The organism is Enterococcus sp., assembly GCF_032555305.1.
In the GTDB taxonomy this organism is placed as follows: Bacteria; Bacillota; Bacilli; order Lactobacillales; family Enterococcaceae; genus Enterococcus_A.
On the sequence record NZ_JAWGOQ010000017.1, the window covers coordinates 68,824 to 95,035 of the forward strand.

At 41.0% G+C, this 26,212-nt stretch carries 30 protein-coding genes and 1 riboswitch; of the genes, 11 read left to right on the plus strand and 19 right to left on the minus strand.

The features are described 5' to 3' along the window. Nucleotides 1-3: 3 nt before the first annotated feature. On the minus strand, nucleotides 4-576 hold the full coding sequence (locus tag E6139_RS13390; protein WP_316403571.1) for a LemA family protein: 573 nt from the start codon (nucleotides 574-576) through the stop codon (nucleotides 4-6). A 199-nt stretch (nucleotides 577-775) separates the two neighbouring features. Further along, nucleotides 776-1,669: a helix-turn-helix transcriptional regulator gene (locus E6139_RS13395; protein WP_316403572.1), complete on the minus strand. Its 894-nt coding sequence runs from the start codon at nucleotides 1,667-1,669 to the stop codon at nucleotides 776-778. A gap of 109 nt (nucleotides 1,670-1,778) precedes the next feature. Here E6139_RS13395 and E6139_RS13400 point away from each other — a divergent pair, with 109 nt between their 5' ends. Further along, a complete protein-coding gene (locus E6139_RS13400; RefSeq protein WP_316403573.1) occupies nucleotides 1,779-2,954 on the plus strand; it encodes a M28 family metallopeptidase in 1,176 nt (391 codons plus the stop codon). 106 nt (nucleotides 2,955-3,060) lie between these two features. Here E6139_RS13400 and E6139_RS13405 read toward each other — a convergent pair whose 3' ends face one another. Both E6139_RS13405 and E6139_RS13410 read right to left on the minus strand, forming a co-directional pair. Next, nucleotides 3,061-4,092, minus strand: coding sequence for a C39 family peptidase (locus E6139_RS13405; protein ID WP_316403574.1), 1,032 nt, complete (start codon nucleotides 4,090-4,092; stop codon nucleotides 3,061-3,063). 76 nt (nucleotides 4,093-4,168) lie between these two features. Continuing rightward, a complete protein-coding gene (locus E6139_RS13410; RefSeq protein WP_316403575.1) occupies nucleotides 4,169-4,978 on the minus strand; it encodes a LysR family transcriptional regulator in 810 nt (269 codons plus the stop codon). A gap of 216 nt (nucleotides 4,979-5,194) precedes the next feature. Here E6139_RS13410 and E6139_RS13415 point away from each other — a divergent pair, with 216 nt between their 5' ends. Next, the gene (locus E6139_RS13415; protein WP_316403576.1) at nucleotides 5,195-6,202 is read left to right on the plus strand and encodes a YeiH family protein; all 1,008 of its coding nucleotides are present in this window, start codon (nucleotides 5,195-5,197) and stop codon (nucleotides 6,200-6,202) included. A gap of 197 nt (nucleotides 6,203-6,399) precedes the next feature. On the opposite strand, the gene E6139_RS13420 is transcribed toward E6139_RS13415, so the two are convergent. Beyond that, nucleotides 6,400-6,819, minus strand: coding sequence for a Rid family detoxifying hydrolase (locus tag E6139_RS13420; RefSeq protein ID WP_316403577.1), 420 nt, complete (start codon nucleotides 6,817-6,819; stop codon nucleotides 6,400-6,402). A 771-nt stretch (nucleotides 6,820-7,590) separates the two neighbouring features. Here E6139_RS13420 and E6139_RS13425 point away from each other — a divergent pair. From E6139_RS13425 to E6139_RS13435, 3 genes are all read left to right on the plus strand, one after another. Then, on the plus strand, nucleotides 7,591-8,376 hold the full coding sequence (locus tag E6139_RS13425; protein ID WP_316403578.1) for a TraX family protein: 786 nt from the start codon (nucleotides 7,591-7,593) through the stop codon (nucleotides 8,374-8,376). Between the two features lie 327 nt (nucleotides 8,377-8,703). After that, a complete protein-coding gene (locus tag E6139_RS13430; RefSeq protein ID WP_316403579.1) occupies nucleotides 8,704-10,074 on the plus strand; it encodes an MFS transporter in 1,371 nt (456 codons plus the stop codon). A gap of 93 nt (nucleotides 10,075-10,167) precedes the next feature. Further along, nucleotides 10,168-10,623: a helix-turn-helix transcriptional regulator gene (locus E6139_RS13435; protein WP_316403580.1), complete on the plus strand. Its 456-nt coding sequence runs from the start codon at nucleotides 10,168-10,170 to the stop codon at nucleotides 10,621-10,623. A gap of 25 nt (nucleotides 10,624-10,648) precedes the next feature. Here E6139_RS13435 and E6139_RS13440 read toward each other — a convergent pair whose 3' ends face one another. Next, on the minus strand, nucleotides 10,649-11,857 hold the full coding sequence (locus E6139_RS13440) for an MFS transporter (protein ID WP_316403581.1): 1,209 nt from the start codon (nucleotides 11,855-11,857) through the stop codon (nucleotides 10,649-10,651). 145 nt (nucleotides 11,858-12,002) lie between these two features. On the opposite strand from E6139_RS13440, the gene E6139_RS13445 reads away from it, so the two are divergent. Beyond that, the gene (locus tag E6139_RS13445) at nucleotides 12,003-12,356 is read left to right on the plus strand and encodes a helix-turn-helix domain-containing protein (RefSeq protein WP_316403582.1); all 354 of its coding nucleotides are present in this window, start codon (nucleotides 12,003-12,005) and stop codon (nucleotides 12,354-12,356) included. Between the two features lie 30 nt (nucleotides 12,357-12,386). Here the strand turns inward: E6139_RS13445 and thiD are convergent, their stop codons facing one another. From thiD to thiW, 4 genes are read right to left on the minus strand one after another with little or no spacing between them, the layout of a single operon-like run. Continuing rightward, complete coding sequence (gene thiD, locus E6139_RS13450) at nucleotides 12,387-13,205, minus strand: bifunctional hydroxymethylpyrimidine kinase/phosphomethylpyrimidine kinase (RefSeq protein WP_316403583.1); 819 nt, start codon at nucleotides 13,203-13,205, stop codon at nucleotides 12,387-12,389. Beyond that, a complete protein-coding gene (gene thiE, locus E6139_RS13455; protein ID WP_316403584.1) occupies nucleotides 13,202-13,831 on the minus strand; it encodes a thiamine phosphate synthase in 630 nt (209 codons plus the stop codon). The genes thiD and thiE overlap by 4 nt, the downstream gene beginning before the upstream one ends. Continuing rightward, entirely contained in the window at nucleotides 13,831-14,640 is an 810-nt protein-coding gene (locus tag E6139_RS13460) for a hydroxyethylthiazole kinase (protein WP_410470538.1), read from the minus strand. Before E6139_RS13460 ends, thiE begins: the two co-directional genes overlap by 1 nt. Then, nucleotides 14,637-15,116, minus strand: a complete 480-nt coding sequence (gene thiW, locus E6139_RS13465) for an energy coupling factor transporter S component ThiW (RefSeq protein ID WP_316403604.1) — start codon at nucleotides 15,114-15,116, stop codon at nucleotides 14,637-14,639. Before thiW ends, E6139_RS13460 begins: the two co-directional genes overlap by 4 nt. A gap of 123 nt (nucleotides 15,117-15,239) precedes the next feature. Then, nucleotides 15,240-15,329: riboswitch (TPP riboswitch) on the minus strand. A 116-nt stretch (nucleotides 15,330-15,445) separates the two neighbouring features. Here thiW and E6139_RS13470 point away from each other — a divergent pair. Then, complete coding sequence (locus E6139_RS13470; RefSeq protein WP_316403585.1) at nucleotides 15,446-15,835, plus strand: VOC family protein; 390 nt, start codon at nucleotides 15,446-15,448, stop codon at nucleotides 15,833-15,835. A gap of 47 nt (nucleotides 15,836-15,882) precedes the next feature. On the opposite strand, the gene E6139_RS13475 is transcribed toward E6139_RS13470, so the two are convergent. From E6139_RS13475 to E6139_RS13505, 7 genes are all read right to left on the minus strand, one after another. After that, nucleotides 15,883-16,176, minus strand: a complete 294-nt coding sequence (locus E6139_RS13475; RefSeq protein ID WP_316403586.1) for a nucleotide pyrophosphohydrolase — start codon at nucleotides 16,174-16,176, stop codon at nucleotides 15,883-15,885. A gap of 20 nt (nucleotides 16,177-16,196) precedes the next feature. Next, nucleotides 16,197-17,720: a helix-turn-helix domain-containing protein gene (locus E6139_RS13480; protein WP_316403587.1), complete on the minus strand. Its 1,524-nt coding sequence runs from the start codon at nucleotides 17,718-17,720 to the stop codon at nucleotides 16,197-16,199. A gap of 502 nt (nucleotides 17,721-18,222) precedes the next feature. Continuing rightward, nucleotides 18,223-19,884 (minus strand): SpaH/EbpB family LPXTG-anchored major pilin, encoded by a 1,662-nt coding sequence (locus tag E6139_RS13485; protein WP_316403588.1) that lies wholly within the window; start codon nucleotides 19,882-19,884, stop codon nucleotides 18,223-18,225. Further along, on the minus strand, nucleotides 19,885-20,541 hold the full coding sequence (locus E6139_RS13490; protein WP_316403589.1) for an LPXTG cell wall anchor domain-containing protein: 657 nt from the start codon (nucleotides 20,539-20,541) through the stop codon (nucleotides 19,885-19,887). 30 nt (nucleotides 20,542-20,571) lie between these two features. Continuing rightward, entirely contained in the window at nucleotides 20,572-20,808 is a 237-nt protein-coding gene (locus tag E6139_RS13495; protein WP_316403590.1) for a hypothetical protein, read from the minus strand. Nucleotides 20,809-21,129: 321 nt separating this feature from the next. Beyond that, the gene (locus E6139_RS13500; RefSeq protein ID WP_316403591.1) at nucleotides 21,130-21,552 is read right to left on the minus strand and encodes an ASCH domain-containing protein; all 423 of its coding nucleotides are present in this window, start codon (nucleotides 21,550-21,552) and stop codon (nucleotides 21,130-21,132) included. A 33-nt stretch (nucleotides 21,553-21,585) separates the two neighbouring features. Beyond that, nucleotides 21,586-22,101, minus strand: a complete 516-nt coding sequence (locus E6139_RS13505) for a macro domain-containing protein (protein ID WP_316403592.1) — start codon at nucleotides 22,099-22,101, stop codon at nucleotides 21,586-21,588. 348 nt (nucleotides 22,102-22,449) lie between these two features. On the opposite strand from E6139_RS13505, the gene E6139_RS13510 reads away from it, so the two are divergent. The 4 genes from E6139_RS13510 (at nucleotide 22,450) to E6139_RS13525 (ending at nucleotide 24,043) form a co-directional block, all read left to right on the plus strand. Continuing rightward, on the plus strand, nucleotides 22,450-22,653 hold the full coding sequence (locus E6139_RS13510) for a hypothetical protein (protein ID WP_316403593.1): 204 nt from the start codon (nucleotides 22,450-22,452) through the stop codon (nucleotides 22,651-22,653). Nucleotides 22,654-22,671: 18 nt separating this feature from the next. Further along, entirely contained in the window at nucleotides 22,672-22,884 is a 213-nt protein-coding gene (locus tag E6139_RS13515; protein WP_316403594.1) for a DUF2922 family protein, read from the plus strand. Nucleotides 22,885-22,955: 71 nt separating this feature from the next. After that, on the plus strand, nucleotides 22,956-23,339 hold the full coding sequence (locus E6139_RS13520; protein ID WP_316403595.1) for a hypothetical protein: 384 nt from the start codon (nucleotides 22,956-22,958) through the stop codon (nucleotides 23,337-23,339). A 62-nt stretch (nucleotides 23,340-23,401) separates the two neighbouring features. Then, on the plus strand, nucleotides 23,402-24,043 hold the full coding sequence (locus E6139_RS13525; RefSeq protein ID WP_316403596.1) for a hypothetical protein: 642 nt from the start codon (nucleotides 23,402-23,404) through the stop codon (nucleotides 24,041-24,043). Nucleotides 24,044-24,308: 265 nt separating this feature from the next. Here E6139_RS13525 and E6139_RS13530 read toward each other — a convergent pair whose 3' ends face one another. Both E6139_RS13530 and E6139_RS13535 read right to left on the minus strand, forming a co-directional pair. Then, nucleotides 24,309-25,283: a tRNA-dihydrouridine synthase gene (locus E6139_RS13530; RefSeq protein WP_316403597.1), complete on the minus strand. Its 975-nt coding sequence runs from the start codon at nucleotides 25,281-25,283 to the stop codon at nucleotides 24,309-24,311. 105 nt (nucleotides 25,284-25,388) lie between these two features. Beyond that, nucleotides 25,389-25,982 (minus strand): helix-turn-helix domain-containing protein, encoded by a 594-nt coding sequence (locus E6139_RS13535; protein WP_316403598.1) that lies wholly within the window; start codon nucleotides 25,980-25,982, stop codon nucleotides 25,389-25,391. Between the last annotated feature and the right edge of the window lie 230 nt (nucleotides 25,983-26,212).

Here is a 26,212-nt window from a genome sequence, read left to right on the forward strand (position 1 = left end):
TTCTTATTCAAAGCTAACGTCTGGGACTTCTTTAGCTCCTTCATCCGCTTTAAAGTTTGCCTTTTTATCAAAGCCTAATACTTTCGCTGCCATGTTTTTCGGGAAGCGAACTAGACTTTGGTTGTAATCATTGACTTGTTCAATATAGTTTTTCCGTTCAACTGAAATCCGATTTTCTGTACCTTCTAATTGAACCATCAAGGTTTTGACATTTTCATTTGAAGCCAACGTTGGATAGTCTTCTTGAATGACATTTACCATTGTGCCTAGGCTTTGATCGATTTGATTGTTGGCAGCATTCTTTTCTGCCGGTGTCTTCGCATTGTTGTATGCTTTACGCGCATCGGTGATTTGCTCAACGATTTTTTCTTCATGATTCATGCTGCCTTTAACACTGTTTACAAGATTTGGAATCAAATCTGCTCGCCGCTGCATCACGTTCTCCACCTGCGACCATTTTGCATCCACATCGTTTTTCGCTGAAGCCAATGAGTTATATGTCGTTACCAAATATGCTCCGATTGCCAGAGCGATGACGACAATCCCAACAATGATACCTGAACCTCTTCGTTTCATTTTTATCCCAACCTTTTTCTGATTTATTTGTTATCTGTGATTGAGCTAATTATAGCATTCGGGTAGGGACGCGCCTCAGACTTTCGGCTGATTTTTTATTTAAACGGTTGACAAAAAATCGACCCGAATTTTCCCTTCATATATAGAATGAAAAAAGCCTGCAAACTTTTTATTTAGAAAGTTCACAAGCTTTTGATTTTTAAGTAAAATGGACCGGTCGTGCTTCGATATAACCGCGATAACCCTGAGGCTCCAATTGAATACGCGGTCCTTCATTTTCAGCCCACTGGCAATTATTCAGACTTGGATCATATATATCAATCTGTTCCATCACTGCTTCGATCGCCTCGTCAAAACGAGACTCATCATAAGGATCACCTTGAAACAGCAGCATCGTACAAGCAGGCAAGTCGATCACTTCAAATCCTTCGGGAACGATTCCGTGATAATCAAAAGGAACCTCTACTCCTTGCGCATAAATCGATGTTCCTTCTGGTCGCAGGCTTTCTGGCAGCCACAGTCCGATCGGCTCATACAAGGCTTCTTTGATACTGGCAAGGATGCCCCAGACATCGCAGCCGACCTCACGAGCGTAATCAATATAGGTATCCGCCTTTTTCCCGCGCAATAAGATCAGCTTGCGCAGCGGAAAGTTAATCAAACGCACATGTAAATTCTTCGATAGCGGCGGCAAATCGTCATGCTCTTCTCCCATTAAATAGTAGCTTTCCACCGGATAAGGTGTGAATAAGGGGATCGGTGGTGTCTTTTTTTGATAAGCTTTTGGAGTAACACCAAATTGTTTCCGAAACGCTCGCGTGAAGCCCTCATGAGAGTCAAAGACAAAATCCAAGGCAACATCAATCACTCGCAACTGTTCATCCCGCAAAACCAGCGCCGCTTTGGATAAGCGTAATTTGCGAATATACTCGAAGGGTGATTTATCAGTATATTCTTTAAACATCTTGGCACAATGCCACGGTGAATAGCCTGCTTGCTTCGCTAATGCATGCAGGGTAACATCTTCTTCTAGGTGTTCATCAATGTATGCTTGCATTCGCGTTACCGCTGCCGCATGCTCCAAGTTTGCCATAATACCTCCAATCTCTTCTTGAACGATCCAACAAGTGCACAAGGAAGGTCAAGAAATGCTTCCTCTTCTCTTCTATACTTATGTTATCAACTAAGAGGAGGAAATCAAAGTGAAAATCAAAAATAGTTTAGTGCGTCATATGGAAAAATTGTGTCAGGAAATCGGATCCCGTGCGACAGGTTCAGCTGGAAACAAAGCGGCGGTTGATTATGCGGCTGAGACGTTTCGTTCTTTAGGGTACGATGTTCGACTTCAGGAATTTCCTTGTATGAATTGGCAAAATGATGGTGCGGAATTGATTGTTGATGGTCAAGCAATCGAAGTGGCGGCGGCAGAATATGCAATGCCATGTGATGTCAGCGGTGAATTGGTTGCCGTTCAAACCATCCAAGAATTAGAAGCAGCCAATTTGACTGATAAAATCTGTGTGATGTATGGAGAGCTTTGTAAAGAACCGATCATGCCGAAAAGTATGATCTTCTGGAATCCTGAGGAGCATCAAGCGATTGTTCGTGCTCTTGAAGAAAAACAACCGTTAGCTGTTATTACCGTCAGCTTTCTTGACGATGTTCCAGTACCAATCATTCAGGATGGCGACTTCAATGTTCCATGTGGAACAGTCAAAGGATCACTGTTATCCTCACTATTGAATAACAAGTTCGCGACATTACGTTTGATGACTGAGCGTAAACCTGCTACCGCTGCGAATGTGATCGCAACGTTTGGCACCGGCAAAAAACTCGCCTATTCTGCTCATATTGATACAAAACCTACTACTCCTGGTGCGTTAGATGATGGAACAGGAGTTGCAGCACTGCTGACTCTGGCGGAAGAATTGATCCAGACCGACCTAGAATATCAACTTGAGTTTGTTCTATTCAATGGTGAGGACTACTATTCCATGCCGGGAGAAATGACGTTCATGGCACAATCGTTAAATCAACCTGAAGAATACGAATTTGCCTTTAACGTTGATGGTGCCGGGATGCAAAATAGTACCATCTCATACTCACTCTATGAATGTTCAGAACAACTGACCGAGCAGCTAGAGAACTTTGCAGCAGATTATCCGACTGTCGAAAAAGTTGAGCCTTGGCCGATGGGCGATCATATGCTGTTCGCTGGCGCTGGAATCCCAGCAGTTGCTATCGCTTCGACTCAAATGTATTTATTGATGGAAGCGGTGATGCATACGCCGAAGGACAACTTATCAATCGTTGATTTTCAACGTTTGGAAGAAGCCGTTATTTTCTTAAAAGAACTTTCTACATCTTTAAATAAATAACCCAAATAGTGATAGACTGTCGATCTTTCTTAGATGGACAGTCTTTGCAATACAAAAAAACTGTAAATGCCCATCATTTAAGGATACGCATTTACAGTTAGTTCTTCTATCTAACAACTACTGCATATTTTTTAAGATTATAGCTAGCTTCAAACTTATTCCCTGCTACCCAATATTTTCCAGCATTCGGGTCAGAAACATGATAAGTATTATTGCTTTGGTTATATCCATCTAGGGTCATAATATGGGCATTGTCGATTCCAGTACCCCAGAAATATTTTCCATATTGTGGACTAGCGAAATTCAACGTAACATAGACCACAACCGAATTCCCATTGCGCAATTCCTGCTTCAGCGTTGCTGTAGAGCTGCCGGAGATATTCGCGACTTTACCATATCTACTGCCCCATTTTGCTAACGGTGCCGGGAAGATTGACTGATAAACACCGTTCATCACGATATCTGGTCGTCCCGCGAATCCATTATTCGGATTATTGTCCGCTGCTAAAGGCATTTCTTTGATAAAGCTTTTCAGGTTGTAATTCCGAGCATAGCCTTTCAGTTGCAGACTTTGTAGTAAGGTCGCTGCTTCACACCCCATCGGAAGTCCGGCTGAGTTTTGATTAATATACGGTGCATTCAATAGAATATACTCAGGAGCGCTGCCCTGCACCGCATACCATGAGATACCTTCGTAGCGCCAACCTGCTCGTTTTAAGTTATCTCGCTCATTCGCATTCAACGTATAGTGATGAGTCCCAGTTCGCGCATTAGGATTATACAAGCGATACAACGGGATCCCGCTGCTCGGTGAGTACCATGAAATACCTTCATAACGCCAGCCTGCTCGTTTTAGGGTGTCCCGTTCACTTGTATTCAAGGTATAGTGATGGTCCCCCACGTTAGGATTATATAAACGATAGACAGGATTGCCGCTCGCTGGTGCGTTCCAGCCGATTCCCTCATAGCGCCAGCCAACTCGTGTCAAATTATCCCGTTCATTCGTGTTAGCAGTATAAAAATGTTCCCCGCTGTTAGGATTATACAGACGTGACATGGCTGTTCCGGCAGCATCAACAGAAACAGGCAAACATAGCAATCCGATCAGTAAGCCAACTAACAAACCAACTTTCTTCATTTATTGCTCCTCCTACTCTTTACTGACAATATCTTTAGTCTTATTTATTATATCATCTTTCTAGTAAGAATCTTTCCTATTTACTCCACTCACAAATAAAGTCAGCGCATTTTTCGATATCATCAGAAGCGTTGGTCTTGCGTCGGATCAAATAGAAATTCCGTTTAAAACTATCGTCCAATCGTTGATGCGGAATATCTTCCACCGCCCGCTCTGAAATCAGTGAACAGCCGAACCCCTGCCGCAACAGACCAACAATCACTTCATTATTTTGGATCTCCATCACAGGTCCATTTATATCCTTTTCTTCTAAAAAACGCTTCGTATAGTAATAAACGCCCGAGGTATTTTCCCGTACGAGCCACGGACCTTTTTCTGTATCACCAGCTAATACTAACTGATCCTCCATGAGTGGAAAACGCTTGATATTTGGCGCAGACAATGGCTTTTCAATAAAACCAAGATCCACCGTATGATGTTCTACAGCTTGTAAAACTTCTAAGGAATTCATCATCTGAACACTGAAACGAATTTGTGGAAATTCCTGATGCAATTGGATCAAGAGCGTTGGCAATACATAATTGGCAAACGTGTGGGAAGCACCGATCACACAGCGGACAATCTGCTGTTGATTGGTCTGGACTGCTTGATACAAGTTATCCCAGTCGTCCATCAGATCTACGACACGTTCATATAAAATCTCCGCTTGCGGCGTCACCAGAACTTCTTTTCTGCCGCTGCGAATAAATAATTGTGTGCCAAATTCATTCTCTAATTGTTTGATCTGAGCGGAGACTGTTGGTTGTGAAATAAATAAAATCTCTGAAGCCTTTGAAAAATTCTTGGTCTCATACACTACTTTGAATGTTTCTAGCCATTTGAACATCGTAATCACTTCCATTATCTTTTTCTATCTAAGGTATTATATCAATAAATTCTAATAATGAAAGATATCGGTTATAATTTGTTATGCAAATGAAATGTCAATGAAAACCAGCAAAACTTTTCGTAAAAAACACTTTCTAAATAACGCGCATTATCTTTTTGATCGATCAAAAATAAATCTCCAACTGAAAACTAATTATAAGAAAGAGGATCAACGATGTTTACAAATCTTTATATTAAAAATAAACCCATTCTGCCCGGTCTGGGCTTGTCCGTGGGAGTGGCTATCTTGGCAAAATTACTCGCACTGCTTGTACCGAAGCTTGGCGGAGCCACCTTGGCAATTCTATTAGGTATCATTTTAGGAAATACGATATTCAAGCAGCCCGCTTTAGCCGTTGGCACGAAGTTCTCCGAGAGCCGCTTATTAGAATACTCAGTCGTCCTGCTGGGCTTTACCGTGACCTTCCAAACCATCGGAGAAATGGGGCTCAAAGGGCTGATCTTCATCATATTGATCATGGCAACAGTCATTTCTGGTGCTTACTGGTTCGGTCGAAAGCTTGGCTTTAATGAAAAAATGGCCTTAATGATGGCCGGTGGGAATGCAGTTTGCGGATCGTCTGCGATTGGAGCAATTGCACCAGCTATCGAAGCAAACGATGAGGAAAAAGGTCAAATCATTACCCTGGTCAATCTACTAGGAACCGTGATGATGCTGACGCTGCCCTTCTTAGGAATATCGCTATTCGGGAATGCACTATTAAGCAAAAGCGCTCTGCTTGGCGGAACCTTGCAGTCAGTCGGACAGGTCGTCGCTGGCGCCAGCTTAGTAAATCCTGAAACGGTCAAATACGCGATGCTCTTTAAAATAACGCGAATCATTTTCTTAGTTGTGGTCGTTTTCCTATTCGAACGTAAAGCGCAAAAGGATGGACTAAAAACAACCAAGGAGTCGAAGAAAAAATTCCCGATTCCTTGGTATGTCACTTGCTTTTTAATTTTTTGTATCATTAACAGCTTCTTTTCGTTGCCGCCAATCTTTAGCGATGGTGCACATTTTATCAGCACTTGGTTTGAAACGACTGCCTTGGCTGCGATCGGACTGCGATTAGATTTTCGCAAATTCCTAAAAGAAGGACCGCGTTTCCTAATTTATGGTTTATCCGTTGGGGCGGTCCAAACCATTGCTGCGGTGGTACTCATTTTTATTTTGCACATATGATTATTGAATCTGATTTATCTTTTTATATTGACAGTCTCGCCTCTTGGTCAGGTTTTGACCATAGCGGGGCTTTTTTATTTAGTCAACTCCAGAACTTGATACCATGAATTATCCTTTTCTATTTTTCAAAAAAGAAATCGGAAAAAACATTCCAATCATTGATAGGAAGGCTTCAAACGAATTTATTAAATTATCTTTTACTCAACAACCGCAACAATTTCAACTTCTACCAGAGCACCTTTTGGCAAATCAGCTACCCCAACACATGAACGGCTAGGCTTCTCCTTCTCAAAAAAACTGGCGTAAACTTGATTAAACGCGGCAAAGTCAGACATATTTTTCAAAAAACAAGTCGTTTTTACAACTTTGTCATAATCTGCTCCGACAGCCTTCAAGACACCACCGACATTCCGTAAAACCTGATAGGTTTGATTTTCGATTGTTTCCCCAACTAATTCCCCACTGACAGGATCTAGTGCAATTTGTCCTGATGCATACAACATTCCATTCACAACTTTCCCTTGAACATACGGTCCAATCGCTTGTGGCGCCTCCGTAGTTTCAACTGTGTAGACTGCAGCCTCTTGAAAGTTCACCTTTTTTACATTGTTTTCCATTTTCTCCACTCCTTTTTAATTACAATTAATCAACAATTAGTTTTCTCTAAATATATATTATCCACTAAACCAGTTCATAGGTTTTTGGATTTAACAGATTTAATCCATCTCACGCATCACTAAACTGGGAGAAGTTGGACTGACAGCTATCTCTTATTAAAGAATTCATTTTTCCAAAAGCGCGAAAAATGAGTTTTATTATCGCCTTGCATACGATTAAGCTAAACTACTTGTCCACTATTTCGTTAAAAATTTATAATTACGTCTCACGCTTGGTAAACTGCAAAAAGCTTAACTCGCAAAAAAGCATCTCACCGAGTAGGTGGGATGCCTGGAGAATCCCACTCAACAAATGTCAAACAGGACTTCAAACTGTTTTTTTCAAAACAAGCCTCAAGTCCTCAGCCTAATAATAATCATTGTTGAAGTAGTCGTCGCGTTCATAAAAATTCTCCTCATTCATGTTAGTGTATTCATTTTTCTTGAGAAAAATGAATTTGATTTTCATGCCGTATATCATTCTGCCAAACATCAGCTTCATTGATACTGCGAAAGGCAGAACTGACATCCTCTTTAAAATTAAATTTAAATGGCAATTAAATTAATTTATGATTGTAATGATAACGAAGGTTCTTTTAGATGTCAATAAGTTTAAAGAATTTTCTGACATTTATTCTCTCATTTTTGTAAGCCTATTGTTCGTCAAATACATGGTGAATATTATAGAATTTCAGTATTGTGTTAACAAAGAAAAGAGAGAGGGTTTTTTTAATGAATAAAGGAATGACTGGTTTCCAGTTAAAGGTTACCGGGGTTGTAACAATGGTACTCGATCATATTGCAGAATTTTTCTTATTTTTAGGTGTTCCTATGTGGTTCCATTGGATCGGACGAATCGCGGCACCGATTTTTCTATTTGAAAGTTCTGAAGGCTTTATCCATACTCGGAATCGAAAAAGATATATGTTCCGATTATTAGCAGGATTTTGGTTAATGGGCGTCATTAATATGATTTTGAATCGTTATTTCGCGGTAGGCGATGCGATTGTTATTAATAATATTTTTGGTACTCTATTTTTAGCCACCGTCTACATGCAGGCCTGTGAATACTTCAAACAGCGGAAAATCGCTAAAGGATTGCTCTGGTTCTTAGTGCCAACACTGTTAAGTGCTTTGGTAATAGTGCTTTTGTCTAGCGGATTACTTGAATCGAAATTTGGATTGCTATTTTTCCAAGCGTTCAATTTACTTGTTCCAACAGTATTATTGACTGAAGGCGGAATCCTATTTGTTTTACTGGCTGTTCTGTTCTATCTTTTCCACGGCAAGAAATTTTTACAAGTTGCTGCGCTAGTGATTATCGCTTTAATTACATTAGTGACTGGCGGTGTACAACACGCATTTACCATGAATTATCAATGGATGATGATGTTTTCAGCGATTCCGATTATTTTATATAACGGTGAAAAAGGTCGCAGTATGCGGAATTTCTTCTATATTTTTTATCCCGCACACATCGCAATTTTTGCCATCATCAGCTTTTTGATCCAACGCTAAGCTTGACCTTGTTCATAAAAAGCTTTACAATGCATTTTGTGAATAAATCGTACAGATAACACGCAACGCGTGTCGAGAGAGAGGCGGTTTCTATTAATTTAGAAACCACCTCTCTTTTTGCGAGTCCAACTTTTCATAGATTTAATAGCAATGAAGTATCTTTTTACTATTAAGCCTTCTGAAATGTAGCACTGTTTAGTTGGATCGTATGCGTGAAGAAAAATGCTTTTTTCAACAAGAGTTAGCTACAGGTTCCATTTACTACATTAACAGAGATAGCTAACGTCTTATTCAATGTTATCTGTCGAAATAAAGTGAGGTTATTACATGAAAGAAAAGAAACTCCATTTGTTGTTAGCTGTCCTTGCCACGGGAATTATGTCCTTCGCCGGCGTTCTGATCGAAACTGCTATGAACGTGACCTTCCCCACCCTGATCAAACAGTTCGGAATATCCACTGGTATGGTGCAATGGGTCACGACTATTTATCTCTTAGTGATCTCCATTATGGTACCCTTCTCTAATTATTTATTGAAAAATTTTTCGATCCGTAAATTGTTTATTGTCGCTAATCTCTTTTTCATTGCCGGTTTAGTGATTGATCTGTGGTCGCCATCTTACGGTATTTTATTGATTGGGCGACTGTTGCAGGGTGTCAGCACAGGTATTACTCTGCCGTTGATGTTCCATATTATTTTGAATTTCACCCCGATGCATAAACGCGGAACGATGATGGGGGTCGGAACACTTACAACTTCCATTGCCCCAGCGATTGGACCGACTTATGGCGGTATCATGACCGCCAGCCTTTCTTGGCACGCGATCTTTCTATTCTTATTACCAGTTCTGGCCATCTCTTTGGTAATCGGGCTTTATGCTATTCCAGAAATGCCAGTCAAGAAAACAGGTGCATTGGATATTTTGAGTCTGATTGGTGTGGCGCTGCTATTCAGCGGACTGCTGATGTTCCTAAATCAAATCGGAAGCTTGGTCAGCCTTGCTTCTCTGGCTATTGGAATCATTGGCTTAATCATCTTCTATCGTCAAGCGACACGGGGAAAGAATCCGCTAGTCCGCATTACAGTCTTAAAAAATAAAGTCTTCGTCCTATTCTTATGCGGCTTCTTAGTTTGTCAGTTTTTACTGTTAGGGATCTCATTTGTCCTGCCAAACTTTATTCAAATCGTTTTAGGCAAAGATGCTTTTATTGCCGGCCTTGTAATGATGCCCGGTGCAGCAGTCGGTGCGATCCTAGCCCCGATCTCTGGTCGTGTCTTGGATACCTTTGGTTCGAAAAAACCAATCTTACTTGGCTTAAGCTTTGCGACGGTTGGATGGATTGCCTTAACACTCTTATTACGTTCGCCGATTTTACTCGGATTTGTCGCAGGGCATGTCTTTTACATGATCGGCATCGGATTTTCTTACAGCAATCTAATGACCACCGGCATGAACTTGCTCTCAGAAGATGAATACGGAGATGGCAACACGCTGTTCAATACATTGCAGCAATTTTCCGGTGCTGTTGCTACGGCAATCGTTGCGACCATCATCAACTTGGCACAACAGTCTCAATCAGACTTTATTGCGGCTACCGTTACTGGTTCACAGATTTCACTGCTTTTCTTATTGGCTTTATTAGTAGCCGTCTTGATTGCTTGCCTAATTCATTTCCGCAAAGAACCGACACTTGGTTAATGTAAAGAAGACGGGCAACTGTTCAAAAGATCATCGCTAGTTTTCAGCTCAAATCCTGCTAAACTGAACATATAAAGTTTGGAGGGATGAAGAATGTCACTAGGAACGAATTTCTTCAATGCACGAAAGAAACAAGGTCTGTCTCAAGAGGGAGTAGCGGAAAAACTCGGTGTGAGCAGACAGACGATCTCAAAATGGGAACTGGATGAAACGCTGCCGGATATCAATCAGTCAAAAAAATTGGCCGCCGCATACAAAGTTTCGCTAGATGAGCTGATCGAATTTGACCCTGACTTGAACGATATCAAAGAAGTTATCGCCAAAACCAGTGAAGAAAAACAAGCGAAAGTCGACTGGACAAGCGTTTGGGCAGAAAAATATCCTGTCTTAACGACTTATCAACAAAACGTTCAATTAGATGATTACGTTCCAAAAATGAAAGAGATGCTGCAACGTTTGAAGAAGGATTATGGCTACAATGACCAAGATGCCTTCCTCGTATTGAAGGATATTTTGGCGCAAATTTGGAATGATGCAAAGAAGCCGTGACGACGATCCTTCACGGCTTTTTGATTTACTCTTCACATTCAGCAATTTCGCTTAACGCTTCGGTTGATTCACTTTTCTTTACTTGTGTGATCAAAACTATCGCTAGTAAAACAATCACTGCACCAAAAATTGGCGTATAGGCAATGCCCATTTTACCAGTGACCTGAGCTCCGACTGTTGACCCTAATGTGATCCCGATATTGAAGGCTGCGATATTAAGTGCGGATGCAAGAGTGATATCTTGCGGTACATATTTTTCCGCTAACTGTACGACATACAATTGCAAGCCCGGGACATTCATGAAGGCAAACAAACCCAAAAGCATCGCTGCCAGCAAGCCCAAAATATTATTTCCAATCAAGATCGTGACAAACAAGAAAATGAGTGCCGCCATCAAAAGCCCAAACATTTTAATTAATGAAGCAAGTGGTTTTTCATTGGCAAAATGTCCACCGACCGTATTGCCGATCGCCACCATCACACCGTAAACAATCAAAATAATCACGACCGCACTTGCTGTGAAGCCAAAGTCTTCTAAAATTGGTGACAGATACGTGTACGCTGCGAATGTTCCACCGTAACCAAAGGCAGTGATCAAGAAGGACATCACTAATGGCTTATTGGTAAAGATGCGAGCAAAGCCTTTCAAATCGACCTTGCCAGGAATCGGTAAATGACGCGGCACTAAGAAACTGCTGGCGATCAGACCAAGCAAACCAACTGCTGCGATAAAGATGAAGGACATATTCCAGGTTGTTTGCTGCCCGATAAAGGTCCCCAGCGGTACACCGGTTACTGTCGCCACGGTCAAACCCGTGAACATGACAGCAATTGCACTAGCCCGCCTTGAAGGTTCTACGACATCAGCCGCAATAACCGTTGAAACTGACATAAAGATTCCGTGAGCCAACGCCGCTAAAATCCGACCCAATAACAAAATCGTAAAGGTTGGCGCAAATGCGGCTAATAAGTTTCCGCTGATAAACAGCAGCATGATCCCCAGCATCAAATTACGGCGATTCCATTTTCCTGTCAAAACAGTTAATAATGGTGCTCCAATCGTAACGCCGAATGCATATAATGAAACGGTTAGTCCTGCTTGAGCTAAGGTGACGTGGAAGCTTTTCACAATCATTGGTAAAAGTCCAACACTGATAAATTCGGTTGACCCGATCGCAAAGGCATTGATTGCGAGAGCCAGTAACGTTAAGTTTGGTGAGATTTTCTTTTCCATTTTGTTCCTCCAAAGAAAGTATTTGTAACCTACGAGAAGATACTATATACTGTTGATGACCTTTTGATAAGTACCCACTTTTTTGTACTATAGGTACCTTTCAGTAACTTTTGTATATCATCAAGATTTTAAGGAGGAATTTTTTTTGGAGAATCGTGCATATATGATCGGCGTAGAAGCCACGATGGATGTCATTGGTGGGAAATGGAAACCAATTATTCTTTGTAACCTACGCCACGGACCGATGCGTCCCAGTGATTTGAAACGCGGGATCACCGGCATCAGCCAAAAAATGCTGACGCAGCAGCTCCGTGAATTAGAAGATGATAATATTATCGACCGCAAAGTCTATCAGCAAGTCCCGCCAAAAGTCGAATACTCATTAAGTGAATACGGCCGCAGTCTGTCAGATATTTTAGACAGCCTGTGCAGTTGGGGCGAACAGCATGTCGCTCACCTGCAAGAACAAGGACAGGATATCTGTTTGAAGGCAAATTAAAAGAAGTTGAGACGAACTCAACTTCTTTTTTTATTTGATCGAAATATCGCCAGACATCTTTGCCCAATGGTTGGTTGGTCCGTGACCGTGACCGACAAAAATCGGTTGGCTGATGGCTGCGTGGATAAATTTCTTGCCGATAATGATCGCTTCCTTCAGTTCTGTTCCCTTGGCTAGTTCCGCAGCGATGCACGCTGAGAAGGTATCGCCCGTTCCATGTGTATTCGCTGTTTCTACTCTTGGCGCACTCATCCAGAAACTCTCTCCCGATGCCAGTAAAACAAAATCTGCGGCTTCCTCATTTTGGCTATGCCCGCCTTTGACGATGACATTTTGCGTGCCGAAAGCTTGCAGCTTCTTCGCTGCCTCGATCATCTCATGATCTGTGACGATTCGTTGTCCAATAATCACTTCTGCTTCTGGCAAGTTTGGCGTTACAATGGCAGCTAATGGTAATAGTTTTTCATTGATCGTTTTTACTGCATCGCTTTCTAGCAAATGATGCCCGCCTTTCGCTACCATCACTGGATCAACCACCACCGGTCCAAAGTCGACTTGCTTCAATTTCTTCACGACAGTCTCCACACGTTCAACATCTGCCAGCATCCCAGTCTTCGCTGCTCCAATCGTAAAATCAGCAGCCAACGAATCAAACTGCTCCTCGATAAATGCGCTGGGGATCGCCATACTGTCCTGCACACCATAAGTATTTTGTGAAGTCAGTGCCACGATAATACTCATACCAAAGGCTTTACGCGCCTGAAACGTTTTTAAATCAGCTTGAACTCCTGCGCCGCCACCAGAATCTGAACCGGCGATCGTTACGACTTGCGGTGTTGAATTGATCATGCTTGTTCCCCCAGTACTTTATCAATTTTTTGTCTTAAGCTACGGACCTTTTTACCGACATCTTTTGCCCGCATAATCTCACTGACGATCGAGACGCCTGCAATCCCTGTTCCAAGAAAATCCGCTAAATTATCTTCCTTAATCCCACCGATCGCCACACTTGGAATCTTCACCGCTTCATTAATGGCTTTTAGCATTTCTTTAGACGTCAGTGGGGTATCTTTGGTTTTCGTTGGATAAATCGCACCGATTCCTAAATAATCCGCACCAGCTTTTTCAGCTTCTAATCCTCGTTCCACTGTCTTCGCTGAAACACCTAAGATTTTTTCTGGTCCAATCAGAGAACGAACAACATCTACTGGCATCTCATCATCGCCAATATGCACACCTGCCGCATCGACAGCCAAACAAATATCCACCCGATCATTGATGATCAAAGGAATCTGGTAACGATCCGTGATCGCTTTTACCTTCAAGGCAAGCTCATAAAATCTTCCCGATACCAATTCCTTTTCTCGTAATTGAACCAATGTCACACCATTTTTGCAGGCTTCCTCAATCACGCTCAAAAATTTCTCGTCGCTAAAATCATAACGCCCAGTCACTAGATACAATGTTAAATCCATTACTTTCCCCATCCCTTCACTTCAGTCCACCAATCTTCTTCCATCAATACCGAAAGCTGATTTAAGGTTTCTTGCCGAAAAGCGGCTAACCCAATCTCGTCTTTCGCCTGTTCCCCACAAAGATTAAAATAGCTGACTGCAGAAATGACCGCATCGGTAGTTCCTACTCCGCTGCCTAATAGAGCCGCGATCAATGCTCCAACGATATCCCCCGTTCCAGTAAAACGATCCAATGCAGGTACCCCATTGGTTAATCGCCAACCATGCTTTTGATCGACGATAATGTCTTGACTGCCGGTCGCTAAAAAAGTGGTTTGCGGATACGACCTTACTAAATTCTGCATCGCTTCGATCAATTCTTCGATTGCTTCATCCCTTTGATCCAGCTCGCTACCGTCCACTCCACGAGCATAACTCGGTAAATTGCAGAAATTACGCAATTCGGAAATATTGCCCTTTACGACTGATGGTTTTTCTTCCACCAAAGAACGGCCTACCTGATCACGAACTCGACTGACACCATAACCAACCAAATCAACCACCGTTGGCTTCTGCACTTTATTCGCTAATTTACTCGCTGCAATCAGACTTTTTTCTCGTTCTTCCGATAAATGACCAATATTCAGCAGCAAACTATCGGTCTTTTGAAACAGCTCTTCAAACTCTCTGAAATCAGAAGCCATGATCGGCTTCGCCCCAACATAGAGCAAAGCATTCGCCACTGTCTCACAGGTGACTTCATTGGTTATGCAATGAACTAACGGCCCATCCGCCAACGGAAATATTTTTGAAAAGTTCGTTTTGATCATCCAAACATCCTTTCACTGGAAAACAGCCGCTGCCAGCGTTTAAAAATTGCTGTTTCCTGTAATTTAACTAACACCACAAAAGCAATCGCCGAACCAATCAGCGTCGCCCCGACAAATCTTGGCGTATAGATCAGCCAATACAGATCATTTTGACTGCCAGTGAACCAAACCATCACAGGATAAGACAAAAGCGAACCAATAATACCCGTACCAACGACTTCTCCCAGCATCGACCAGATCAATTTCTTGCCTAAGCGATAAAATAATCCTGCAAAGAATGCGCCGAATACCGCACCCGTCAATGCCAACGGCGGAATCCCCAACATCGTCATCCGAATCAAGGCACAGACCACTGCCATCACTGTCCCATAGATTGGTCCCAATAATACCCCGGCGATGATATTCATGACGCTGGACATTGGTGCCATCCCTTCGATCCGCATCAATGGCGAAAGCACGACATCCAATGCGATCATCAGCGCCAGTAACGTTAACTTGTGGATCTTATTTTTCTCCACGACAAATAACTCCTTTCTGCAAGAAACAAGAGGAGTAAAAGACAGAAAAACCCAACCAAAAGAAAATGGTCGGGTACGATCAGTCAACTAGCTACATTTCCCTGCGACAGTCTTAACTGCATCAGGTTCCATGGGTATAATCTCAGCATTACAGCACCCCAAATGTTTCTATTCAATTGATTGAAGTATAACATACTTTTTTTTAACCAACTAGCTTATAATGAATAAAAGCGGCTCGAGCGTTTTCTGCTTTTGAGCAATAAGAGAAAAACAGAAAGGATGTTTTTATGCCTAAACCAGATTTTTCTGCGATCCATCACGTCGCTATCATCGTGTCGGACTATCAAAAAGCCCGCCATTTTTATGTCGATATTCTCGGTTTGCCGATCATTCGCGAAAATTACCGACCAGAGCGTCAAGATTATAAATTAGATCTACAGCTTAATGACGCGGAATTGGAAATCTTTGCCGTACAAGACCCGCCAAAACGGCCAAGTTTTCCAGAAGCCGCCGGCCTACGTCACTTAGCTTTCAAGACCAAAGAGATTGAAGCGACGGTTGCTTATTTAGCTAGCCACGGTGTCGAATGCGAACCTTTACGAACCGATGACTTCACTGGTGAGAAGATGACCTTCTTCTTTGACCCAGATGGACTGCCGCTGGAATTACATGAATAACAAAAAGCCTCTTTTCGCTTTGAAAAGGGGCTTTCCTTGTAATAGATTTACGCTTCTTCCACTGGATACTTAATCGCATTTTTCTTCAATTTTTCACTGATGATCTCATCAATATCGAAATCCAGATTATCAGCCATCATGTAAGAATAAATCAGTACATCAGCCAGTTCTTCCTTCAAGCGCTCTGTTTGTGTCCGTGCTTCTTCTGAATCCTTCCATTGAAAAAGCTCCAGCAGTTCGGCCGCCTCTAAGCAAATTGATAATGCTAAATCCTTCTCATTATGAAATGGGCGCCAGTTTCTTTCATCGCGAAATTGATTGATTTTTTCCATACTATTCATAGTCAGCCTTCTTTCGCTAACTATTCTACCATAGAAACAAGGCTTCGATTTTCTTCCAGCTCACTAATCGTTTCTTGAATCCAGCGTGTACTTAGTCTAGTCAAGAAGGGATCAATCACAACGACCGGATAGTCCTCCGGTAATCCTTCTGCTGAGCCCGTGGTGATCAGGCAATCGTATTTTTTTAACTCATCTTGTAATTGCAGCGTGCCGCCGGATAATTTTTCAAAATGAACGATCATGAAATTTCCATAGATCGTATCTGAAATTTGTTTTGCTAAGAAACTCTCTTCTGTGGGCGTTAAATCAGACAGCAATAAAATTTTTAAAAGTGGTCCCTGATTTGCCAGCCACTCCATACTTCTTTCTTCCATCGTGATCAGTAAATAAGTATAATCACGAATAAAATCTTCTTCCTGATACATTTCGTATTTATCGACGAAGCTTTGTACCAGCTCTCTAACTTTTTCAACACCGCGATTGTATATTTTCGACACTTCTGATAGGAACATAGTCCGGTTACGCCACAGCAGACACACATATTGTCCTTGAGGATCATACATATAGAAATCATTTGATAATACTGTCGCCAAGTCGATCCTGCTTTGCTTATCTAAACGATAGCCTAGCATTTTATTATAGTCATCCACTAATTCATAATGGCGCATAAACAGCTGCTGATACTTTGCATTATCGGTCAGCGCAAGCTCTCTATGTGAAACACTGAACACGATTGAATCTGAAAAGGTCAACCAAAGACCATCCCGCACCATGTCTGGGGTCAGCTCCATGTCCGCTCCTTCTCTAACTGCTTGCTTCAATTCCTTGTACTCGATCTCCATCGGCAAGACTAATCCTTCAGTCCGTAAGTCTTCTCTAGGATATTCATGACCATTTTTCATCCGCCAGGTACTGACGTAGAAATTGTAGATCAATCGTTTTTGAAAAACATACTTTTCATGGATCTGATTGACTCTCACGAATTCCTGCACATACCGTTCAATAATATGGTAATGCTTTGTCGGCAGCTTTGGCATGGTACTTTCAAAAGCCTTTTGTTTCTCAGTATAGAAACGGTAATAAAAGTTCCGAATCTCTCCTTCGTTCCCCTCCACTCGTAAGGGACGATAACACAGGTCCATACCAGCCATGGTTAAAGCCTTCTCGATTTTTTTTAAATACCGTTGTGTATTAGAAGAACTGAGATACAGCTTTTTGGCTAGAGCAGTGATATTCTCGCACTCCTCATACAAGAGCTCCTCAATAATCTGAAATTCCGGACTCGTGTTCAAAATATTGGCATACAAGTTCCCCAAACTGACTTTTTTATCGACAATTAAGCGGTAGAGCCCTTTTGTTTTTATAATCTGAAAACTCGGATATTCCTCATTGATCAATTCGATATCATTTAACAAAATCGGCAGCGAGCAATTCAACTCGCTTAATAATTGATCGCTGGACCATCCATCACGATGATAATAGAGCTGCTCCACTAATGCTAATCGCCGCTTATTGCTTGTTCCTAACACTGCACGAAAATCCATGACCATTCTCCTCTCAAAAGAATGCCTTTGCTGCTAAAACTTTACTCTTTCCCCTTTTTCCGACTGTCCACCAGAAGCCAATTCTTCGGAATTTTTGTATTTTGACAAAAAAATGAAGTCTCCATTAATCAATGACTTTCTCCAACATTATTTTCTCAGTAATATCCTTTTTTATGTAAAAAAACTGCCAAATACTTTAAATCTTTTATGTTGTTAACAAATAATAAAACAAAGAAACGATTTAGGCAATTTTTGGTCAATTTTATTCAAATGTCGTAATTTTAAAACTATTTTTTTTTAGATCGTGAAAAAAATTGAAATAAGACACTGGACTATCAGTAAAAATGAACACAAACAATCGGTATTCAATCTTACTTTTTTTAAAAATAAAACTTTTTTTTATATTTTATAATCAAAAGTCCTTCTATCAACTTATCCCATTTTTTTTCAAAAAATAAAAAAGCAAGGGCAAAGTGACTGCCCTTGCATGTTCTCAATTAAATTAGTTTGCAGCGTGTTGAATCCGACGATACTTATAGAATGCAAACAACATCAAAGCCATACCCACAGCTAGGAAAGCAATAATCCCTTTACCCCCGGTTGATGGCAAGAAGCCGCCTTTTGAAATGTTGGCAACTTTCAATGTTGCTTCATCTTTAAATGAATCTTTTGATATTATAAAATCTTTATCATCTGTCAATAATTGGAAACCATTTGGTGCTTCGATTTCTCTTAAGTAGTAAGTTCCGAAAGCTAAACCAGAAACAGTGATTTTACCGCCATTTTCAGAGGTGTAGCGAGTCGCGTTTGTGTAATCTTTGTCTGCACCGATCTCTGTCCATGTGACAGTATTATCTTTGTAAGTCAAATAATAATCTTTGCCGCTATCTTTTTTAATGACGATGAATGTAGCGCCATCTAAGGCTTGAGTTTCTTTTCCATCTTCATGTTTTAAGAATTTCTTCCCGCCAGTAACGATCGGTGGAACCTCATCATCATATTCATTTTCATCCGTACCATCATGGGTTAGATCTACTTCGAATTTATTGTTGACATCTACATCTACAGGAGTTTTTTCTGTGAAAGAGACCGCATAATAAATGTTGATCGTCTTCCCGCCATATTGGCTCAAGTATTCAGCTGTCGTTTTCGAAGTGTTAAAGTTGGTATCATCAACACCGCTTACTGCATCATTCAAATTCATTGTAATAGTGAATCCTGCTTTTTCATTATATGGATCAGCAGTACTCATATAAGTTGGTACCCCATGAGTAAGGAACTCGTCTTTAATACTTGTAGATGAATCACCAATTGTAATCCGATCAATACCCTCAAATTTCAAACCATTTTCTGAAACAGCATCCTTGAAGATTAGTTTTGTATATCGTGTTTGTTGTCCGCTATCCTTATTGATGATTTCACCGATTTGGTTAGGGATTGTAAAGCTGGCACGATAGTAAACCTTTTTGCCGACTTCATAATCATAGCGGTCTTTTTTCTTTGGCTCTTCCTCTGGTTTTTCTTCATTGTATAGTGGATTACCATTTTCATCGACTAACACTTTGTCGATTTCGCCCTTAACTTTGTTTTTTGGATATAAATGAATATCTCTATTTTCTACATTATTCTTCACTACTGGCAAAACTAAAATCAACGGAGTAGCCGAAGCTTGAACACCTGACTTAGCTAACTCTTCAAAGAAATAGACTTTATATGTTCCGTCAGCCGAACGCTTATCCAAATTATTGAAAACGGCCAGACCAGAATCATTTGTCTCCTTTGTATCCTTAAGAGTCGCTTTGCTTTCAGTGAACACAAACTCTTTCATTAATTTTTTTACTGCTGCTGCATATTCTTCTGCCGAAGCAGTCGCACTTACTTCAGCATTTAATTGACTATAAAAATCATTACTGATATCCCATGCTTTGAAGGTGACTCCCGGCAGTCCTTCATATTGATTGAATTCGCTCATTTCTTCCCCGGTATTTTGAATGTCTTCTGTTGGGAATTGGTCCATTTTTTTCTTGTGAAGTGTAACGTTTACTTTCTGTTCATCTGTGGGAGCGTCGGCGTAAGAGGTTTCCCCGAAGCCGAACATTCCTGTAATCAATGGTAATAAGAAAGCGATCACTGCCAATAAACCTGTCATTCTTTTTCTTTTCATTTATTTCTCCTCCTGTTTCTGTTTTTGATAAGCCAAACCAATGCCCCCGATTACTACCAGTAACAACCCACTAGCTATAAAATTACTGGACAATTCATTCGTTTGGGGCAATTGTTTATTTGATGATGGCTTATTTTCTAGATTTGTTTGTTTCTCAACGAGTGGTGGTGCTTGCTGCTGGATCTCTTGATATTTTCCATAGAGACGAATCGGCTCTGTGGAGGGTGTATCTGGCATAAAGACTACCATTGGCAAGAATTCCTGCTTTCCAGTTTCGCCTGATGCCATCAGCAAGTACACCGCCGTTTGTTTTTGTTGCTGATAGGGTAACTCTGTTCGAACGATTCCATCATCTGTTGCTGATAATGGGCGCTCATTCACCTGCGGCAAAGCCGATTGTTGAATATACTGTTGAAAATGTTTTTTATCCTGATAACGATTCAACCAGAATTCTTTGACTTCTTTTTCTGTTTGATTACTTTTTTGACACCAGACGGTTAAATCAAAAATATCAAAATAAATCGATTCGGTTCCCGCAACCTTTTCACCAGCTAGTTTCGTATCAATGATTAATGGAACAGTCTCTTCCGAAGCAAAGGCAGGATTCGAATAAAAAAAATAGACCAACAAAATAAATAGAAGACTAATTTTTCTCAACCCAGATCACCCCTCTTCAAAATCCCTTCTTTAATCCCCAATAGCTCTCATCCAAAGTGACCAAGCCCATTCATTTGAGTGACCACTAAAATAAAAAAGATCACTCAGGCAACGACATCTCAATAGCTTTTGACTCATCTTGCGAATCATTTCTTCAGTTTTTTTCGACTGAAGAATTAGTCTTTTTCTTATTTCAGCTTGATTCGGCTTTCTAATTGAAGGAATTGAATCGTAAAGATTCCGAAACCGTAAGCTGATATTTTTCAAACTAGTGATCCTCCTTTCTTAGACATATATAATTTTAAACAAAATTTTATTATAATGCCTTTTAACAAAAAATTAGATTTCAGTTATTTTTAAGAAATATAAACCTTCATTCTAAATGATATAATCTTTTTTTAAGAAAACATTTTGTTATAAACCTTTTTTTATTATAAATAATTACGATTTCAAGTTTTTTATTTTATTGTTTTAAAAAAAAGAAAAACACTCATTTTTTAAACGAGTGTTTTTTTAAGCATCTATTTAATTGATATATCAACAATCCTGATATTTAAAATTGTTATTAGCATTATCCAGCAAAAACGCCTAGTTAACTAAGGATAAATAGTAATCTTGCCAAAATTCTTCGGTCACGACCTTCTCCCCATCCTCGAATATAAATTCACCAGCCTCTGGCTCAACGATTCGATCATCAGGTACATGGTACAAACGCCGCTGTCCTTTGATCGGAAATGGCTTGATACAGCGAACATTCTCAAAAATCCATGCATATGAATCTTCGGCTAATTTTTTAACATCGACTAAATCAACGATGCAAACCGCATGACCCGAAATACAGCCGGAAGTCTTGATCGCTGTCGAACAAATCAATAGCGGACCACGATGATGCGTCGTCCATGAACGATATTCCTCTGTTTTCTTTCCTGCAAGGATTTCCATCACCGGCTCCGGGTGAATCGAGATAGCTTTCAAATCGTTCGCCTCACTTTTTAACTTATTTACTATCATTTTATCACTTAATTCCCTATATGCTAATAAAAATCAACCGTTTTCAATGTTGCTTTTTTGCTGGATCTTCTCAAAAATCGAGAGCCAAGACTCTTCAAAGACAATCACCATCGTATGGATCGACTGATTTTTGCCATTGTTGGCTACCTTATAAAGAATTTCCGCTGCTTTCTCTTTCGGATAACGGTAGATCCCTGCGCTTAATACCGGAACAGCGAGTGTTTGTACTTCATATTCATGAGCCAGCTGAAAAACGGCTTCGTAAGCAGAGTACAGCAATGCTTCTTCATCATGTTTGCCATCAATATACCGCGGCCCAACCGCATGGATCACATAATCCGCAGGCAATTCAAATGCCGGTGTAATTACTGCTGTCCCAGTGGGTGTCCCACCAATCTTCGCCATGGCTTGCTTTAATCTCGGACCGGCCGCTCGATTCAAGGCGCCATCGACCCCACCGCCGGGAATCAGGGCTGAATTTGCCGCATTGACGATCGCATCGACGTGAACTGCAAGACGTGAAATATCCCCAAGCTTTACATCAATCATTATTTTCTGTCCTTTCAGTTTGTTTTCTCAATTATAACAGGGAGCGGCTAATCAGATGCTGATTTTTATTTACCGACAGGAAATAGAAAGAAACAGAGATCAAAAATTTTATATGAACGATGAAATTCAAATTTTTAATTATACTTCTTTTTCATTTGGCCTGTCAAACCGCAAAATCGAATGAATACCCTCAACTTCGAGTGATTAAAACGGTCTTTCAACGTTTCTAGGACCTAATCGCTCGAAATTGGGGGTACTAATTCGAAATTGCGGTTCGCATTCTTTTTTAAAATCCTTTATATTCTAGTCACCGGCCGGAACACAAAACAAAATCAGGAGGCAACATCAATGATTCAGCATATCGGCAACAAACTACAAGTAGAGATCGACGCAGGTGGAGAAAAAATCGAGAAAATCACCTTCCCAAATGTGATCGAAGAGCCAAGCGAGGAAAAAGTCCTTGAATTAGGAGAAATCATGAGAGGGTTATCCGTTGAAGGCAGTGAATTATACGGCGTGGTTTTGACCAGCCAATCACGTTACACCAAATAATGAAGGGAGAAAAACTAAATGCTAAAAATCGTCGCAACCTTTAAAAACAGCTTTGGAAAGAACCACACCTGGAGCTTTAAAGATCCAAATACTCTGAAAACCGACACTGAGATCAAAGGTCTGTTAGAACAAATGACAGACATGAAGCTTTGTCAAAAAGACGGCGCGGAACTCTTCCACACTGTGGAAACCGCCAAGTACGTCGAAACCATCGAACGAATTATTTTTTAGACAATCATTTTTGAGGAGCAGCGGTAACGCGCGACCGCCCTCCTCTACCAAAAAAGAAGGGATGAGAACCTATGTATGTACAACCTCTGTCGTTCCGACAGCTATTCAACTTAAAACCAAAAACACTGGAAACACGCATCACCAATTTTTATCAATCGACCCAAAACAGCAACATCACGATCCAATACATCCTAGCAATCAAGGCACGAAATCAGTTGGGAGCGGCGGAGTTTAACTATTTTCTAAAGGATCTTGTCCGCGACCTATTCATGAATACCAAGGCGACACGCTCCATGAAACGCTACTTCCATTATTTTGAAGACTACTTTATGGCTTCTGAGTGGAACACTTTAAGTTCAAAAGTCTTTCCCAAAAGAAGCTTCGGTGAAACAATCGTGTCAACTGTCCGTTCCCTATTACCATTTGGCCGTCCTGAAGAAACCAATGAACCTTGAAAAAACTGAAACGTTAACGAATAACCTACGCAGAAAACGAAGCAGAGAAAGGAAGCAGAACAATGACCCAGGACTTAGATTTAATTACCACATTTGGCAAAAGTGACGGCGGCACCCATGACTGGAAATATAAAGGGCTCGACCCGAACCTATCCGCACCAGAGATCAAAAAAGCTTGCGAACTATTAACGAACTTAGACATTTGTACAGAAAACGGCGTAAAGCTATTCGACTCTGTGATCACAGCCAAAGTCGTGATCACTAAAGAAACAATCATGTTCGATCCAGAACATGAGACAAAAGGCGTGACTTACTATGGAGAAACGGTAGAAAAACCAATCGAAAAATCGACCTTTGAAGCAACAGGAGACTTGAAACAAACGGAACAGGGAGCCTTACCAACTCCGATTGTACCTTTAATGGAGATCTCGAAACAGAAGGTGCTGCCAACAATACCGCGCCTGCACAATCTATTAACAAAAATTAAACCAATGGAAAGACCAGAAATAAGAGTGGAAAAAGAATCGCTCCCACAACCGAAAACTACTCCGAACGAAGATAACAGGTTGAAACAGAATTATGTAACATTAACCGAATCTGACTCAGTAGACCAAGACACGAAAGAACGAACCAGACTACTGCACTGGATTCACAAAATTAGAAAAAGAAACAAAGAAGGACCACCAGTTCCCAAGCGAGAGTAGGCCTTTTCGCGACTAAATCGATCTTTGACAATTTCATACTGCGTAGAGGTCAAAATTTTATTGGCACCTGCAAGCAAAAACACAGGTGCCATCGATGAACTTATTGGAAAAGCAGATAAACTTTTTGGTCAGCAGCTTTTTCACGTCACGCGTTGCTTTCTAATCCAGACTAGTTTAATTTCAATACAAAAAACGTATATGGATGTTCGCCCTCACTCTATATAGTTGATTGCCTACGTTAAACAAGGGCTCTTGAGAACCATGTCTAAGCAATTTCTTCATGCTGGCTCTCAAAATTATCTAGAATTTCGCGAACTTCGGCTGTTGATTTCGTATTCATCAGACTCACCCGCAAATCATTCGCACCAGGAAATCCTTTGACATAGATTTTGAAGAAGCGATGCAAGCCAACGATCGAACGAGGAACTTGCTCCGCATACTTATCTTGCAGGTCCAGCTGCAAGCGCAATAAGCCGATCATTTCTTTAGGTGAATGCTCTTTTGGTTCTTTTTCAAAGGCATACGGATTCTTGAAAATCCCGCGTCCGATCATCAACCCATCAACGCCGTATTTTTCCGCAAGCTCTAGTCCCATCTGACGATCCAAGATATCTCCATTGATTGTAATCAAGGTTTGCGGTGCAATTTCATCTCGCATTTTTACAATTTGAGGAATCAAATCCCAATGAGCATCGACTTTACTCATTTCTTTCCGTGTACGCATATGAACGGAAAGATTCGCGATATCTTGCTTCAATAGATGACTGATCCAATTCTCCATCTCCGAAAGTTCAGTAAAGCCTAGTCGTGTTTTGACACTAACTGGCAAACCGCCTGCTTTCGCTGCTTCAATCAGTTCCGCCGCCACTTCCGGACGCAGAATCAGACCGCTGCCTTTGCCGCGCTCTGCGACATTTGGCACAGGGCAGCCCATGTTCAGATCGATTCCTTTGAATCCCATATCTGCCAAAGCGATACTCATTTCACGAAAGAATTCTGGCTTGTCACCCCAGATATGCGCCACCATCGGCTGTTCATCCTCCGTAAAGGCTAACCGTCCACGAACGCTCTCGATTCCATCTGGATGACAAAAACTGTCCGAATTCGTGAATTCTGTAAAGAAAACGTCCGGAGCCCCAGCCTCTTTCACCACATGGCGAAACACTACGTCCGTCACATCTTCCATCGGTGCTAAGATAAAAAAGGGCTTTGGCAGCTCTGTCCAAAAATTACTCTTCATTATGTATACTTCCTCCTAAATATCAAAACAACGTCATTATACTAAGGTTTGGCGGAAGAAGCAAAAATACAAATTGAAATCTAAAAAAAGCCCTTAACTAGGAAGCTAAGGGAAAGGAAGTTCATTGATGTGCGCCTTACTGTCGTACCACAGCTCTTCTGGCGAATAAGAATCCGTACCATTGAGAATCACTTCGCCCGACTCTTTAAACTCAAACTCCGAGCCGATCCAGTGATAGGAAGTATGCCTACCAAACGCGAATAGATTACGTTTTATTCTTCCTTTCTTTGGGACATAAAGATCGAGCATTTCATCAAATAAATGCGATCTCAAATAACGTATCTCCTCATTGTCAAAAGTAATTCGTAAAAAACCAGACATATTATCAATACTTACCGCTTTAGGCACTTCGCCTTTAGGGTATTGTTTTATTTCAATTGATTTTTCTAACTCGTCTTCTTTTTTCGTTTTAGAAAAGAAAGAGGCAAAAAATGAAGGCTTCGAATTTCCCAAAAGCTCATCCGCCGATACCTGAAAGTATTGACTCAATTTCACCAGCATATCTAGATCAGGGTAGCTTTTATTGCGTTCCCACTTCGAAACAGCCTGCGGGGTAACATTCAGAAAAGCCGCCAGATCCTTTTGCGACATTTTTTTCGCTTCTCTCAGTTCTTTGATCTTAGCTCCAATCTCTACCATGAACATTTCCCTCCAGTATCATAATTATCTTGAACTCTATTTTGATTTCAACAAAAATGATCAAGTTAGTAGCTAACCATGATTGCTACTACTGATAAAATATACGTTAATTCATCCTGAAACTAATATTTTGCATACGACGGAGTTTGGGAGCCACTTCATCGGACGTGATTGAGCCACCTGAATCGGGAAAAACTGAGCCACTCGAATCGGAGATAGAGAGCCACCTT